Genomic DNA, 13,798 nt, shown 5'->3' with positions numbered 1-13,798 from the left:
GGTTCGCCCGCACGACCCCGTCGAGGTCGAACTCCCGCCGCTCCCGCACCACCCCCTGGAACGCGTCTGACCGGCGTCGGACGGCCGCGGTCGCCCGGCTTCCGATCCGGCTGACAGTCCGTCGGGGATCGCCGTACGATGTTCAGTCTTGCAGCCGACCGACTGCGGAGACGACTGATGGCCAGAACCGCCCTCGGACCGGCCGAATCCGGACCCCTCTTACCCGCGTCGACACCGGGGTCCGGTATTCACGTGCCCGCGGCCTCCATTCCGCGGCAGACGCGTGGATCGCGTTCCTGCGATGCCTCCCTTTCGTGGCCCGGGCTGGTTCGGGAACTGCGTGACCCGCTGATCGACGATTTATCGGACTCCTGTCGGGAACGGGTCACGGAAGATGCCGCGTTATGCGGAATGAGTTCGCGGGACTTCGACATCCAGTTGCGTCTGCACGCCCCTTCCGTACGGGATCGCCTGGAATCGAGACAGCCGTCCCCGCTCGTCTACGACGAGTTGCGCCCCCGGCTCGTCGCCCGCTGCAGCCGGATCGCCGCCTACACCGAGGACGCCGACCTCCTCGCCAACAGCGCCCTGTTGCTCGGCGGTGGCGAGGCGCGACGCGGGTTCACCGTACGACGTCCCGACGGATCCTCCGTCGGAGTGAACTTCGAGGTCGTCCCGCCGAGTACCGGCTTCCTCTACCAGTCGAAGCTGCATTACATGCTGAGCCCCCGGGCCGACACGATCGTGGAACTCGGCTGTTACCTGCAGGGGGCGACGCACCCCGTCACCTATCTGGCGTTCTCCCTGTGCGACCGGCCCGGAACATTGCGCGCCCTGCAACTCCAGGGAATTCCCGCCGAGCGGGGCAACTTGCTCATCCTCACCCGTGCCCTAGGCTTGTCGGGTGCGGCGCGGAACCTCATGAGCTTCACCATCGGTCAAGCCGTGAGGCATGTACGGACCATGGGGTGCAAATTCATCGTGACGGCATTCAATCCCCTCTTGGGATTCACCGGATCGGCTTTGCACGCCAGCAATTTCGTTCCCTTCGCGACCGCGCCGGTCGCCTATTCCTACGACCGGTTCGGCGGTTATGTGACGCGCCGCCGATCGACGTCGGACCCCGGTACGGATCGGCGGACGACCAGCCATCGGAACCTTCTGGTGGTGCTCGGCACCGACAGCACATCGAGAAAAGAAACCCTTAAAGTGACGACCCTGTACGACGTGGCAGAGCCGCCCCGCGACGCGCCTGCCGGCCACCTCGACCCACTCGACTCGGACGAACTCCGCCGATTCCGGCACCGGCTGGAGGCGGCGTGGTCGCTCACCACCGCACACCCCAGCTATGCCCGGGAACCCCTGTCCTCCAAGGGGCAGTGCGGCGTCAGCTCCGTGTGGCTGGCCCGCCTGCTGCGGAAGCGCCGGATCGAGGCGACGTACTGCTACGGCCGGCTGAGCTTCGACGACCCCGGCATCTCCTCCGTCGACCACCACTGCTGGCTGGAGATCGGCTCGCCGAACGACGCCGCCCGCCAGGTGGTCGACCTGACGTGTGATCAGGCGGACGGCTTCGACGAGAAGGTGATCTACCGCCGCCACGACGAACTCGCGCGCACCGGCGTCCGGTACGAGCCCGCCACGCGACTCACGGTCGACGACCTCCCCGGCGACCGGGTCTGGCCGCGCTACTTGCGGCTCGAGGAGTCCATGCGCGCCCAGGAGGGCATGGAGAACCTGTACGACCACGCCTGAGTGCTCCACGATCGGACCCGGGGGGGACGTGAGCGGTCAAGAAGAGCGCCCGCAGGTTCTGCTGTTGTCGTCGAACCTGCGGCGCCGCTACGCCGAGGACGTCCTCGCCGCCCTGGCACTCCCGCCCGGCGCCGTACTCCAGTTCCGGTACGAGGCCCAGTACGTGGCCCCGTCGCTCCAGCAGAAGGTCGCCAACGGCACCATCCTCCAGCAGCGCGCCCTCATCGGTTTCATCGCCGACGCGGCCTCACCCGCCGACGCCTTCCTGCTTCCCGTCCGCGTCGCCGAGATCGTCGCCGCGGAGTGCGTGGCCGAGGTCTTCCTCTTCAGGCTCCGCGTCACCGACCACGTCGACCTCGACGACTACTCGCTCTCCCGGACGGAGATCTGCGGGGAGAGCCGCAGGGTCATCGACAAGATCATGGAAGGCAACGGCGGTTCCTACTACCCCGCCGTCCTCAAGTTCCCGGCCTTCCCCATCCGGACGGGCGGGGACCAGGCGCAACTGTGGATCAGCGTGGCCCGCCGCCTGGCGCTCCACCCCACCTTCGAGGACGCCTACTTCATGCGGGTCGACCAGCCCGTCCACCTCGCCGGCACCGGCTCCTTCGCCTTCGAACCGGAGGGCCGCCTCAGTCTGGGCGACCTGCAGCCCGCGCGGCTCCCCGTCAGCTTCTACGCCCAGCGCTACACCGAGGCGCCGAAGATCACCCTGGCCTGCGACACGGACGGCCGCTTCCTGCGCGTCTCCTCGGACGCGTCCCACGACGTCGCCCTGCGCTACGACTCCACCGAGTTCTGGCTCCAGCCCGACGCGTCGTCGTTCGACGCCCTGACCCACGTCACCATCCGGCTCGGGCCCGTGGAGGCGGGTCCGACACCCGTCGCGGCCGTCCGCTTCCCGGTCGTCATCAAGCACTCCCGCGTACGGCTCGTCTCGCGGGTCGCCATCAGCGCCCTGGGCGCGTTCCTGGTCGCCACCCCGGCCATCCTCGGCGGGGACGCGTCACTGACGCTGCGCATCGTCCTGGCCGTGCTCGGTTCCGGGGCCCTGAGCGCGGCCACGATCGTCATGGGCCGCCCCCGCAGCTGAACGGGCGCGGCGGTGTCCCGCCGGACGAGGCCGGGGGACAGCGTCGCTTCCGCCGTCCTCGCGGACGAGCGGGGCACGGTCAGATCGCGGCGCGCATCCGGCCGAAGTCGACGGCCTGGCCGGCCTCGCGCAGGACCTGCTCGGCAGCCCGGCTCACTTCGGTCGGAATGTCGCCCAGCTCCTCGACGAGCCCTGCGTAGATCGGGGCGTCGCTGGGCGCTGTGTGGGCGCGGTCCTGCAGGTTCACGGTGCTGGTCCTTCTCCGTCGGTGGCAACGGCTAGCGAGTGTAGGCGGCGCCCTTTCCGGGCCGACGCCCGGGACACCCTCCCCGACAGGCCGCAACACGGCTTGGGAACGCCCGCGAGCGGGGAGAAACCCTGTGGACCACATGACGGGCAGTCAGCGCATGGTGGACCGAACCCCTCGAAGAGCACCAGTGAACGGACGACCGAGTGACGACCACCTACAGCGAATCCTCCACCGACCGCGTCCCCGGCCGGGCCTGGACGATCCGGCTCACCGGCCACGCGGACCGGACCGCGACCCTCACCTGCTCCACCGCCGGCTGCAGGATGCCGGCCCGATCCCGCGACCTCGCGGCGCTCCGCGCGTTCGCCGCGCGGCACGCGGCCGCCCACGCCAAGGCCGCCACCGTCCGCCCCCACGCCTCCTGCCGCTGCCGTGCCGACCATTGCGAGACCCACGCGGACTTCAAGGTGCGCTGCTCCGGCGGAGTGGTGCTGATCGTGCGCCATGATCCGAGCGTGGGACAGGTCTGGAGCGTCGAGGAGGTCTGCGAAGCCTGCGCGCCGCTGGTTCCGCACGCCCTCGTCGTCGCCCGGTCCGTACGCCCCCGACCGGTCGCCGCCGCACCGGATCAGCCCACCGGCGCCCAGGTCCCCGGCCCCGCGCGGCCGAGTGTCCCGGGCGGCTTCTCGTCGGCCGGCGCCCCGGGCGAGGGCGCGCCCGACACCGGCCCGCGCCGACGACGCGCCCCGCGCACCCCGCACCGCCGCCCCGGCCACGAGCGCTGACCACCACCCGGGAGCACCGATACCGCGACGGGCGGACCCGTCACGGTGCGCCCGGGGCCCGGTACGACAGGGCGGGCTCCGCACCGCCCTGGTCGAGCCGGAAGGGCGGGTACGCGTCGGTCATCAGGCTCGCGTAGGCGGCGACCCGCAGAACCCACCGGTTCAGGCCGATCACCAGCGCGAACAGATCGCGCGGGTACCGGTCGGTGAAGGCGACGCCGAAGGCCGCGATGAGGGTCAGGAGGCTGATCAGGCCGCCGCTCCACCAGCCGGCGCGCATGCCGCCGGTGAAGAAGGCGATCACGAGGTACTGGGGGATGGCGAGCAGCCACCACTTGACGAGGACCAGCGAGCGGGAGAGCCGCTCCGGATAGGCGATGTCCAGCCGCGCCGGATACCCGGGCTCGGGACCCAGGCTGAAGGGCGGATAGCGGTCCGTGCCGAGCGCGCCGTACGCGTAGTACGACACCCGCCAGGACCAGCGGAGCACCCCGAGATTGAAGTCGAACAGCGACCGGGGATAGCGCTCGGTGAACAGGATGGCGAAGAAGGCGACCACGGTCACGAGGAAGAAGGCGATCCAGAGGAAGATCAGGATCAGCCAGTGGGGGAGGGCGAGGAGCCATTTGACCAGCRACAGCCAGCGCGACAGCGGTGAGTCGAGCGTGGCGGTCACCGTGACCGGAAGGCTCGGGGCGGGCTCGTTCATGATCGTCACTCCCTCGGCCGCTCGTCCGCGCCGTGCCGCGGCCCACGACCCTCCCCCGGCCGGCGCGCCCTCCTCCAGGATCACCCCGCACCTCCCACCGGCGCAGATCGGGACCCCTCGTCCCTGCCCCGCGGAGCTGGCCCCACTTCCGCCGGGTGCCCGAACTCTCGCGGACCGTGACGGTCCGCACGACCGGAGGGCGACCTCGCGGCTCCACGGCCGGCGGTCCGCTCGCGGGCCGGGTGCAGGAGGTCGATGCATCCGTCGGCGCGGGGGCCGGTGAAGACCAGGTACTCAACGACTCGCACGGAGTGCACACCAGGAGGGGACTCCGCACGCGTGAACCGCCTGGAAGGGACCCTCGGCCATGAACACCCGAACCCCCGTCGTGATAGCCGCCTCCCTGGGCGCCTGCGCTCTGGCGCTCGGCGCGGCTGTACCGGCGTCCGCCGACGACGACAAGGCCACGATCTCGGTGTTCCACGCCGTACCCGGCCTCGACGTCGACGTGTACGCCAACGGCGACGAACTCCTCCCCGACTTCAAGCCCGGCACACTGACCGAGCCGCAGTCACTGCCGGCCGGCTCGTACGACCTGAAGGTCTTCAAGGCCGGAGCCGACCCGAAGGGCACGCCTGCCCTCCAGAAGACCGTCGACGTGCCGGCCGGCGCGAACGCCACGGTCGTGGCCCACCTCTCGGCCGACGGCGAACCGCGGCTCGACGCCTTCGTCAACGACGTGTCGAAGGTGCCCGACGGCAAGGCCCGGCTCACCGTGCGCCACGTCGCCGCCGCACCCGCCGTCGACGTACGGGCCGGCGGGCAGCCCGTGTTCGAGGACCTGACGAACCCGAACCAGAACTCGGCCGTCGTCGACGCCGGCACGGTGCCGGCGGACGTCGTCCTCGCGGGCACGAACACGGTGGCGATCGGACCGGCCGACCTCGACCTGAAGGAAGGCACCAGCAACGTCGTCTACGCCTGGGGCAGCGCCGCGGACAAGGACCTCGCACTGAAGGTGCAGACCCTCGACGGCGCCGGCCCGTCACCGTCGTCCATGCAGTCCGGCCTGGTGCCGGGCGTCAACGACGCGAACGCGTGGGTCGCCTACGCGGCCGGGGCGGGCCTCCTCGCCGTGGCGGGGACGCTCGCGACCCGGCGGAGCTGAGCACCGTCGTCCGAGGCCCTTGGTCCGAGGCCGGAACCCCGCGGGGTTCCGGCCTCGGACCAAGGGCCTCGCCGCCGGGACGGGCGGCACGGCCGGCGCCGCTATCCAGGCCGGTACGTGCCGGCGCTCCACTCGTGGCCCTCGGGGTCGAGGACCCTGGCGCGTCGCGCGCCCCACGCGGTCTCCTCCGGCTCGATCACCGGGGTGCCTCCGGCGGCCACCGCGCGGAAGAACCACTGGTCGACGGCCGCCGACGTCGGCAGGCACAGATAGAGCCCGCCGCCCGTGCTGCTGCCCAACAGCGCCGGCCTGCCGTGGCCGACCTCGTCGCCGGTGATCATGAGGACCACCGATCCGAGGCGTACCTCGCCGTGGACCATCTCGCCATCGGCCGAGTCCCGCCGGGCCACCAGCCGGAATCCGACAGCGGCGAGCCAGTCCAGGGCGGCCGCGACGTCCTCGTACCCGAGGTAGGCGTGGAGGTCGGCTGTTGCGCCGTATTCCTCTTCGGGGCTGCTCATCGTCTCGTCCTCCGCCCTGGGATGCAGTGAGAGAAGGCAGAAAGATCACGGCCGGGGCCACCGGGCCGGGCTGGCTCGGTACCCACCGGCCGGACACCTGTGATTCACCGCCGGTCGGGACTTCGGATGCGAGGGCCGGCGCCCGGRCGYCCGGGCGCGTTCGGAGCGGGGCAGCACGGCCCCCCGGCCGCCCCGCCCCCGCTCCCGACGCGTCAGCAGGTCACGGAGCCCCTGCGCAGGGCGTGGCCGCCCGTGTTGCCGTCGTCGGACCAGTAGACCGGCTTGGTCCCCCCGACGCACTCACCGGCGCCCGCCAGCGAGAAGCCCTCGTTGTTGAGGTCGGACATGCCGCTCGGGCGGTCGTACACGGCGGTGGTGACGAAGGCTCCCGAGGCGTCGACCTGCAGCGTCCGGTGACGGCCGTCGCAGGTGTCGTCGCAGACGGCCCACAGGCGCGAGGCCTGCGGCTCCCACTGGAGTTCCATGACGCCCGCCGTACCGCCGGCGATCGTGGCCACGCGGGTCGCGGTGCCCGAGTCCTGCAGGACGTAGCCGTGGATCGCGCCCGTCCCCTCCACCCCGACGAAGAACACCCCGCCGGTGTGGGCCCCGTAGCGCGCGGGGTCGTAGGCCGCGCCGGTCGAGGCGTCCTTGAGACCGGCCCCGGTCAGGTAGGCGTCGGGGACCCATGTGATGCCCTCGAGGCCGAGGTTGGAGCCCACCGACGGCAGGTCGGAGGTCAGGTTCCACTCCTTGGTTGCGGTCAGCGTCGAGCCGGACACGGTCGCGTCGTACCTGAGGACGGACAGGCGGCTGGTGCCGGACGCGTCGCCGTTGCGCTCGCTGGAGACGAAGACCCCGCCCGCGGACCCGGCGCCGGTGAGCGTGACTCCCTCGCTGTCGGGCGCGCCGGAACCGCCGGGGAAGCGCAGCGTCTTGCCGGACGACCAGCTGTTCGCGGTGTCGGGCGTCCAGCCGCCCGAGCCGTCGGGGACGAGACGCCACAGCTTGCCGGAGTTCTGCGCGGCCCACATCGCCCCGCCCTCCTGGAAGAGGCCGCTGAGGTCCTGGCCGAAGACGTTCGACGCGTCGGCGGTGGCCACCGTGCCACTGCCCGGCCAGGCCACCGGGGTGGTGCCCCCGCCGCCGGTGCCGCAGTCGTTCGCGGCGCCGAGCGTCAGCGCCGCCGCCTCGAACGCGCCCGTTCCGTCGGGGCAGCGCGACCACGACGGGGCGGAGTGCGCGCTCCAGGTGAAGGTGTCGACCAGCGTGCTGCCGTCCGCCAGGTACAGCCGCGCCTTGTCGCTGGAACGCAGGCCGAAGGAACCGTGGACGTCGAAGGCGCGGAACGCGCCGGGAGCGAGCGTGGTGCCGGAGCCGATCTTGTACTTGGAGCCGTTGTTGTCGTCCTTGAGGATCCAGCCCGAGAGATCGACGGTGGTGGTCCCCTTGTTGTACAGCTCGATCGAGTCCTCGACGGACCCGGTCGTCACCACCTCGTTGACCCGGATGTCGTCGGCCGGCGCCGCGTGGGCCGGGGCGGCGGTGKGGGCGSCGGCGGCCAGCGCCGGTCCCGCGACGAGGAGGAGGGTGATGCTGCGGCGCCGTCGGCGCGCGCGTGAGTCCGTCACGATGGTGTCCGTCCCGGGGTCGTAGTGCTGCTGGGCGGCACGAGATTCGCCGTACGGGCCGAACGGCCGCCCTCCGGTGGGTGGGTGTGCCGTGAACGGTGGCCCAACTGTGCGTGGACGACCCGCGCCCCACCCGCCGCGCGGCAGCCGCGGCGCCTCCGGCACCCGTGGTCCCGGGCAGCCGCGCCGCGTCCGGCACCCGTCGTTCCCGGCGGCCGGAACACTCCGCCGAGCGGGCGAGGTCCGAGACCTTCGGGTTTGGTCCCGGGAAAACAGGCAAGCCGAACCGTCGAGCGCTCGTCAAGCAGTAGCGGACAGACAGCCAGGAGTCACGATCCAGGAAGGCGGCCATGTCGATCCTGACCACAGTTCTCATCATCGCGGCGGTGCTCGTGGTGCTGCTGGCGGCCGGAGTCCTGCTCCGGGCCCGGATGGGCCCGAGCGGCGGCACGCGCTCCCTCAAGCGGCGTTTCGGCCCCGAGTACGACCGCACTCTCGCACGGCACGGCGGAGACGGCGAGGCCGCCGACCGGGACCTGCGCGAGCGGACCGAGCGGTACGGCCATCTCAAGCCGCTGCCGCTGGAGCCCGCCGTCCGTGAGCAGTACACCGCTCAGTGGACCACGCTCCAGGAACGTTTCGTCGACGCGCCGCGACAGGCCGTCGCCGACGCCGGAGCCCTCATCGGACGCGTCGCGGCGACCCGGGGCTTCCCGGACGCCGACCGGCCCGAGGAGCAGCTCGACGCGCTGTCGGTGCACCACCCGCGCCAGGTGGAGGGGCTGCGAACGGCCCGTCGCGGCGCGGATTCCGAGTCCGCGTCGACCGAGGAACTGCGCGAGGCCCTGGTGCACGCCCGGGCCCTGTTCGACCACCTGACCACGGCCGAGTCGGCGACCGTCGCCACGGCCCGACCGCACGGGACGTCCGGGCACCGGCGTGGACACCTGCTCAAGCCGAAGGGAAGTGGTGCGTGATGGCACGCGAGAACCGGGACCAGTGGACGGAAGGCCGGACCGAGGGCGGATCGGACAACGATCCCGCGATCCCCGCAGTACCGGCCCAGCGCGCCGGCCGTACGGCGCCGCCGGCTCCCTCCGTGCCGCCGCCCGCACCGCCGGTCACGCCGCCGGCCGCCGGCACCCCGGCGTCTCCGCTGTCGAAGTCGCCCCAGTCCGCCGCACCGTCCGACGCCCCCAGCGCCACGGGCAGGAACGGGGGGAGCCGCAAGGAGACTCCCGCCGAGACCCCCGCCGCGCCGCGCGGACGGACCGCGACGGACCGGCCGGCACCCGAAGGCCAGGCCCCCGAGCCCGGCCGCGTGGCGCCGGGCGAGGGCCGCGGTGACCACCACGCGGCAGGCACCGGCCCCACGGCCGACCTCGAGGGGACCGGCCCCGCGGGTGCCCTGCTGGGCGACCGTGACCGTGAGCGTCTCGGTCAGCGCCTGCACCACGCGCTCGCCGGTTTCGTCGACTCGCCCCGCGACGCGGTCGCCAAGGCGGCCGACGTCCTCGACGAGACGGAGGAGCAGCTCATCGCCTCCCTCAAGGACCGCCGCACCGCGTTGCGGGCGGGCTGGCAGCAGGGCGGCGACGCACGGGACCGGGGTGCCGACACCGAACAGCTCCGGCTCACCCTGCGGACCTACCGCGAGGTGACGGAACGCCTGCTCGGCGCATGACACCGGCGTGTCCGGCCCGTCGGCCGGCCGACGGAGACAGAGGCCCCCGTGGAAGACCACGGGGGCCTCGGCCGTGCTCGGTTCGACGTGCCGGGCGTTCTTCCCCGCACGTGGGCAGGGGTGGTCGGGGGAGCGCCCCTCAGACGGCGCCGCCCACGGCGGGGCGTGCCAGGAGCGCGCCCCGCGCGTGCCCGGTGCGCCCCCGGGCGGCGGCCTGCTGCGGAAGGACCCCGCCCGGGGCGAATGGGTGCTCCACGGCGGAGGCGTAGGGCAGGTCGTCGAGCGGGGCGTCCGTGCAGAAGCGGACCATGAGGTCGGCGAAGTCGGCGACGCGTTCGAGCGGGGCGAGGTGATCCGCCGCCCGGATGGTCAGGAAGCGGCCGGTGGGCATGCGGGAGGCGACCGAGCGTCCCATGGCGGGAGTGGTGAGGGTGTCGTGTTCGCCTGTGGCGACGAGGACGGGGCACGTCGCGCCGCCACGGGGCGCGTACCACGCGTGCCGCATCAGCCGGGTGATGTGCTCCGCGGACCTGTGCAGCTGTTGCGGGTCCTGACCCGAGATCTGCTGGTACAGCAGGCGGGAGATGACGTGGTGGCGCCGGACCGTGGACGCGCCGGAGGGCGGCATGAAGACGTCGGTCAGTTCCCGGGCGAGAAGGTCCATCTGTCCGCGGTGCAGCATCGCGTCCCAGCGCGGCATCGCGGCGACGTGCGGTTCCGGCAGATGCGTCGCCACGCCCACCAGCATCATGCGCTCGACCAACTCGGGCGATTCCTCGGCGAATCGGAGCGCCACGCTGCCACCGAAGCAGGCGCCCATCAGGTTCACGCGCGGGAGGCCGAGTTCGGTCACCAGGTGCCGTACGGCCCGGGCGAGGAACTCGGTGCCGTAGGAGGCCGGGAGGAAGTCGGCGGTGCCGTACCCGGGCAGGTCGACGGTGACGACCGAGCAGACCTCGGTCAGCCGCTGCTCGTGCCGCAGCCACGAGCAGCGGTCCTGCAGTAACCCGCCCAGGACCAGCAGGGTTTCGGCGCCGGGACGCCGACTCGGCGCGGTGCGGCACACGTACCGGAATCCCGCCAGGTCCAGAACGCGCTCCGTGGGCAGGGACGGTGACGGCTCGGCGGCTGGGAAGGCGGCTCCGCCCTGCGCGTTGCTGGGGTGTTCGGCCGTCATGACGGACCTCCGGACGAGTGCGGGCGGAAGGCGGGAACAAGCCATACGCAAAAGGGATGTTCGTGATCTATAACGCGAGGAGCGAGTCGACGACACGGGCTCCCCGCCGACCGGCGCCACGCCGCCGCTGCCCGCGCTCCTCCCGCTCCCGCCCCGCCGTGGAGCTCGTCAGTCCACCAGCACCCCGGGGTTGAGGATCCCTCGCGGGTCGAGCGCGGTCTTCGCCGCCCGCAGCGCCAGGGCGAACGGCTCGGGGCGCTGGCGGTCGTAGCCCGGGCGGTGGTCCCGGCCGACGGCGTGGTGGTGGGTGATGGTCGCCCGGTGCCGGTGCAGGACCTCGTTCGCGACCGCCTTCAGGTCGTCCCAGACGGCGACCTCGTCGCCGGGGCGGCCCGCGGCGAGAACGGTGAAGTAGGGAGCCGCGCCGTCCGGGTAGACATGCGTCAGGCGGCAGTTGACCATCGCAGGGTGCCCGGTGGCCTTGAGCGCGGCCTCGGAGACCTCGGTCCGCACCGCGTCGATCAGGCCCGGGATCCGGTCCCAGGTGGCGGCCGTCTCGAAGGTCTCCGCCACGGCGCCCATCCGGGCCAGCCCGTCGCGGAGGTAGGGCATCCGCAGGAAGGCCGAGCGCCAGGCGCCCACGGCCGTGTCGTCGCCCCCGCCGCCCTGGCCGGACGTGCCTTCGGGTCGGCCGCCGTGCGAGCGGGCGAGGTCGACGGCCCGCTCCAGTCGGCCGGTCACCGGCTCGTCCGCCGACTCGAACCCCAGGACCAGCACGGCGGAGCCGTCCTGAGCCGCGCCCGACAGGGCGGCCTCGCCCGCGTCCAGCAGGCGGCAGTTGGCGGGGGACAGGTCGGACTGCGCGAGCGCGCGCACCGCCCGGAGCGCGTCGTGGAGGTCGGCGAAGGCGACGGCGGCCGACGCCTTGTGCGTCGGGCGTTCCTGCAGGCGGACCCATGCCTCGGTGATGACCCCGAGTGCCCCTTCGGAGCCCAGGAACAGGCGGTCGGGAGAGGGGCCCGCCCCCGAGGCCGGCAGCCGCCACGAGGCGCTGGTGCCGGCGGGTGTGACGACGCGCATCGACTGCACGAAGTCGTCGATGTGGGTGCGGCCGGTGGCGTAGTGGCCACCGGCCCGAGTGGCGAGCCAGCCGCCCAGGGTGGAGAACTCGAAGCTCTGGGGGAAGTGCCGCAGGGTCAGACCGTGCGGTCGCAGCTGGTTCTCCAGGCTCGGGCCGAGAGCGCCCGCCTGGATGCGGGCGGAGCGGCTCTCGGCGTCGACCTCCATGACCCGGCACATGGCGGTGAGGTCGAGCGAGAGCACCGCTTGGTGGGTGTCACCGCGGTACTCCACGCCGCCCGTCACCGAGGAGCCGCCGCCGTAGGGGATGACGGCGATTCGCCGGTCGCCGGCCCAGTCCAGCAGGTCGGCGACGCCCGCCTCGTCCGTGGGCCGGGCGACGAGATCGGGCACGCGGCCGGGACGGCCGCGCAGGGCGCGTACGACGTCCCGGTAGGCCTTCCCCATGGCGTGGGCGGCCCGGTCCCCGGGGTCCGCCGACACCAGCGTGGCCAGGCTCCGCGGGGGTGTCACGGCGGGGTCGGCGATGCCGAGGTCGCGGACCCGGGGCACGGGAAGCGGGCGGCTCAGGGTGCCGGGCAGCAGAGCGCCTATCGCGACGCACTCCGCGTCGTCGGGATGCGCGTCCGTCCAGCCCCACCCCCACCAGGAGCGGGTGCGGGAACCGGACGGCTGCGGGATGGTGCCGGACATGGGCGCTCCAGGGATCGCAGTAATTTACCTGTGGGTAAATTACCTACTGATAATATCCGTCCATGGCAACCCCACCTTCGAAAGCCGGCACCAAGGGAGTCCCGCGGGAGCACCGCCGGCGGCAGATGCTGGAGGCCGCGACGGAGGAGTTCGGCAGCCGGGGCTACGCGGCCGCCTCCCTCCCCGGGATCGCCGCCCGGGTCGGGGTCACGAAGACCCTGCTGCACCAGTACTGCGGCACCAAGGAGGAGCTGTACGTCGCCTGCCTGGAACCCGTGGGGGACCGCCTCCTGGAGGCCATCCGCGCGGCCATGGGGCCCGGCGGGACCACGGGGCACACGCCGCTGCGCGTCCTCCACGGCATCTTCACCGCCCTGGAAGGGAGGCGGGAGGCGTGGTTCGTGCTGTACGACACCACGCTGCCGCCCGGAGGTGAGGCGGCCCGCCGGGCAGCGGTCTACCGGTCGGCCATCGACGACCTCGCCGCCGGGGGCACCGCCGAACTGCTCCGCGGGGCCGGGTCCGGCGACCCGCTGGACGCCGACGCGCTCAAGTACGTCTGGCGGGACCTGGTGGCCACCCTCGTCCGCTGGTGGGTGAAGCACCCGGAGCAGACGCCCGAGGCCATGACGCAGCGCTGCGCGCGCCTCTTCGCGGCGGCTGCCGCCCTCGCCCCCGAAGGCCGGTCGGACTGACGTCCCTCGCTGCTCGCGGCTCGTCACGGGCCTGCGCCGGCCCGCCCTCGCGGCCGGTCGCTCGGCGTGGCCAGGCCGGCGTGTGGACCCCGCGGGGCTCGTCGATCAGCCGGATGGGCGAGCGGCGTCTTCCAGGTCCTGGCCGACGTCTCGTTCTAGGACCTGTCGGACGTCTCGGGACTCCCGGTCGTCCCGGCCTTGAGCTTGCGCCAGACGGCTGCCAGCGCTTCGAGGTCCTTCTCGTCGAGGAGCTCGGTGAACACGGGGCCGAGCGCCTCGCGCCGCGTGGCGTCGGCCTCGGCGAAGGCGCGGCGCCCCTCCTCCGTCAGGGAGACCTCCACGGACCGGGCGTCGCGTGCCGACGGGGTGCGGGTCACCAGTCCGCGGGTCTGCAGGGCGTCGACGACCCGGGAGACCTGGCTGCGGCTGAGCAGGGTGCTGTTGCCCAGGACGGACGCGGGGACCGGTTCGGGGCTGGAGGCCAGCCACAGCATGACCTCGAACCACGACACGGGAAGGTTGTGGGCCTTCACGAGGGCGCGGTCGACGCGGTCCGC

14 protein-coding genes are annotated in these 13,798 nt (G+C 72.9%); 7 read left to right on the top strand and 7 right to left on the bottom strand.

Going from position 1 to position 13,798, the window contains the following annotated elements; translation table 11 throughout:
• The first annotated feature begins 177 nt into the window (after positions 1–177).
• Together EAO71_RS26815 and EAO71_RS26810 are read left to right on the top strand one after the other, a co-directional pair.
• Positions 178–1,755, top strand: a complete 1,578-nt coding sequence (locus tag EAO71_RS26815; protein ID WP_147980391.1) for a transglutaminase domain-containing protein — start codon at positions 178–180, stop codon at positions 1,753–1,755.
• Positions 1,756–1,783: 28 nt separating this feature from the next.
• Positions 1,784–2,848 (top strand): hypothetical protein, encoded by a 1,065-nt coding sequence (locus EAO71_RS26810; protein WP_147980390.1) that lies wholly within the window; start codon positions 1,784–1,786, stop codon positions 2,846–2,848.
• Positions 2,849–2,927: 79 nt separating this feature from the next.
• Here the strand turns inward: EAO71_RS26810 and EAO71_RS37915 are convergent, their stop codons facing one another.
• Entirely contained in the window at positions 2,928–3,095 is a 168-nt protein-coding gene (locus EAO71_RS37915; protein ID WP_187282844.1) for a hypothetical protein, read from the bottom strand.
• A 206-nt stretch (positions 3,096–3,301) separates the two neighbouring features.
• Here EAO71_RS37915 and EAO71_RS26805 point away from each other — a divergent pair, with 206 nt between their 5' ends.
• Positions 3,302–3,883, top strand: a complete 582-nt coding sequence (locus EAO71_RS26805) for a hypothetical protein (RefSeq protein WP_147980389.1) — start codon at positions 3,302–3,304, stop codon at positions 3,881–3,883.
• 40 nt (positions 3,884–3,923) lie between these two features.
• Here the strand turns inward: EAO71_RS26805 and EAO71_RS26800 are convergent, their stop codons facing one another.
• Complete coding sequence (locus tag EAO71_RS26800) at positions 3,924–4,592, bottom strand: DUF4389 domain-containing protein (RefSeq protein WP_261992374.1); 669 nt, start codon at positions 4,590–4,592, stop codon at positions 3,924–3,926.
• A gap of 367 nt (positions 4,593–4,959) precedes the next feature.
• Here EAO71_RS26800 and EAO71_RS26795 point away from each other — a divergent pair, with 367 nt between their 5' ends.
• Positions 4,960–5,760, top strand: a complete 801-nt coding sequence (locus EAO71_RS26795) for a DUF4397 domain-containing protein (RefSeq protein ID WP_147980387.1) — start codon at positions 4,960–4,962, stop codon at positions 5,758–5,760.
• 101 nt (positions 5,761–5,861) lie between these two features.
• Here EAO71_RS26795 and EAO71_RS26790 read toward each other — a convergent pair whose 3' ends face one another.
• Both EAO71_RS26790 and EAO71_RS26785 read right to left on the bottom strand, forming a co-directional pair.
• Entirely contained in the window at positions 5,862–6,281 is a 420-nt protein-coding gene (locus tag EAO71_RS26790; RefSeq protein ID WP_147980386.1) for a VOC family protein, read from the bottom strand.
• 212 nt (positions 6,282–6,493) lie between these two features.
• Positions 6,494–7,912: a lamin tail domain-containing protein gene (locus EAO71_RS26785; protein WP_147980385.1), complete on the bottom strand. Its 1,419-nt coding sequence runs from the start codon at positions 7,910–7,912 to the stop codon at positions 6,494–6,496.
• A gap of 350 nt (positions 7,913–8,262) precedes the next feature.
• Between EAO71_RS26785 and EAO71_RS26780 the strand changes: the two genes are divergently transcribed.
• Together EAO71_RS26780 and EAO71_RS26775 are read left to right on the top strand one after the other, a co-directional pair.
• Positions 8,263–8,889, top strand: a complete 627-nt coding sequence (locus tag EAO71_RS26780; RefSeq protein WP_147980384.1) for a hypothetical protein — start codon at positions 8,263–8,265, stop codon at positions 8,887–8,889.
• Positions 8,889–9,596, top strand: a complete 708-nt coding sequence (locus EAO71_RS26775; RefSeq protein WP_147980383.1) for a hypothetical protein — start codon at positions 8,889–8,891, stop codon at positions 9,594–9,596. The genes EAO71_RS26780 and EAO71_RS26775 overlap by 1 nt, the downstream gene beginning before the upstream one ends.
• Positions 9,597–9,735: 139 nt before the next feature.
• On the opposite strand, the gene EAO71_RS26770 is transcribed toward EAO71_RS26775, so the two are convergent.
• Together EAO71_RS26770 and EAO71_RS26765 are read right to left on the bottom strand one after the other, a co-directional pair.
• On the bottom strand, positions 9,736–10,773 hold the full coding sequence (locus EAO71_RS26770) for an alpha/beta fold hydrolase (RefSeq protein WP_147980382.1): 1,038 nt from the start codon (positions 10,771–10,773) through the stop codon (positions 9,736–9,738).
• 168 nt (positions 10,774–10,941) lie between these two features.
• On the bottom strand, positions 10,942–12,546 hold the full coding sequence (locus EAO71_RS26765) for an FAD-binding oxidoreductase (protein ID WP_147980381.1): 1,605 nt from the start codon (positions 12,544–12,546) through the stop codon (positions 10,942–10,944).
• A gap of 62 nt (positions 12,547–12,608) precedes the next feature.
• Between EAO71_RS26765 and EAO71_RS26760 the strand changes: the two genes are divergently transcribed.
• Complete coding sequence (locus EAO71_RS26760) at positions 12,609–13,241, top strand: TetR/AcrR family transcriptional regulator (RefSeq protein ID WP_147980380.1); 633 nt, start codon at positions 12,609–12,611, stop codon at positions 13,239–13,241.
• A 155-nt stretch (positions 13,242–13,396) separates the two neighbouring features.
• Here the strand turns inward: EAO71_RS26760 and EAO71_RS26755 are convergent, their stop codons facing one another.
• The gene (locus tag EAO71_RS26755) at positions 13,397–13,753 is read right to left on the bottom strand and encodes a MarR family winged helix-turn-helix transcriptional regulator (RefSeq protein WP_315986616.1); all 357 of its coding nucleotides are present in this window, start codon (positions 13,751–13,753) and stop codon (positions 13,397–13,399) included.
• Positions 13,754–13,798 lie beyond the last annotated feature (45 nt).

It is taken from the genome of Streptomyces sp. MS191, assembly GCF_008042125.1.
Taxonomy (GTDB): domain Bacteria; phylum Actinomycetota; class Actinomycetes; order Streptomycetales; family Streptomycetaceae; genus Streptomyces.
The sequence above is the reverse complement of the archived record's forward strand: the minus strand, read 5'-3'. Positions and strand labels throughout refer to the sequence as shown.

Excerpts from the sequence above, each read along its gene's own strand:
- EAO71_RS26815 (WP_147980391.1), top strand. The coding sequence starts at position 178 with ATGGCCAGAACCGCCCTCGGACCGGCCGAATCCGGACCCCTCTTACCC.
- EAO71_RS26795 (WP_147980387.1), top strand. The coding sequence starts at position 4,960 with ATGAACACCCGAACCCCCGTCGTGATAGCCGCCTCCCTGGGCGCCTGC.
- EAO71_RS26790 (WP_147980386.1), bottom strand. The coding sequence starts at position 6,281 with ATGAGCAGCCCCGAAGAGGAATACGGCGCAACAGCCGACCTCCACGCC.
- EAO71_RS26780 (WP_147980384.1), top strand. The coding sequence starts at position 8,263 with ATGTCGATCCTGACCACAGTTCTCATCATCGCGGCGGTGCTCGTGGTG.
- EAO71_RS26775 (WP_147980383.1), top strand. The coding sequence starts at position 8,889 with ATGGCACGCGAGAACCGGGACCAGTGGACGGAAGGCCGGACCGAGGGC.
- EAO71_RS26770 (WP_147980382.1), bottom strand. The coding sequence starts at position 10,773 with ATGACGGCCGAACACCCCAGCAACGCGCAGGGCGGAGCCGCCTTCCCA.
- EAO71_RS26765 (WP_147980381.1), bottom strand. The coding sequence starts at position 12,546 with ATGTCCGGCACCATCCCGCAGCCGTCCGGTTCCCGCACCCGCTCCTGG.
- EAO71_RS26760 (WP_147980380.1), top strand. The coding sequence starts at position 12,609 with ATGGCAACCCCACCTTCGAAAGCCGGCACCAAGGGAGTCCCGCGGGAG.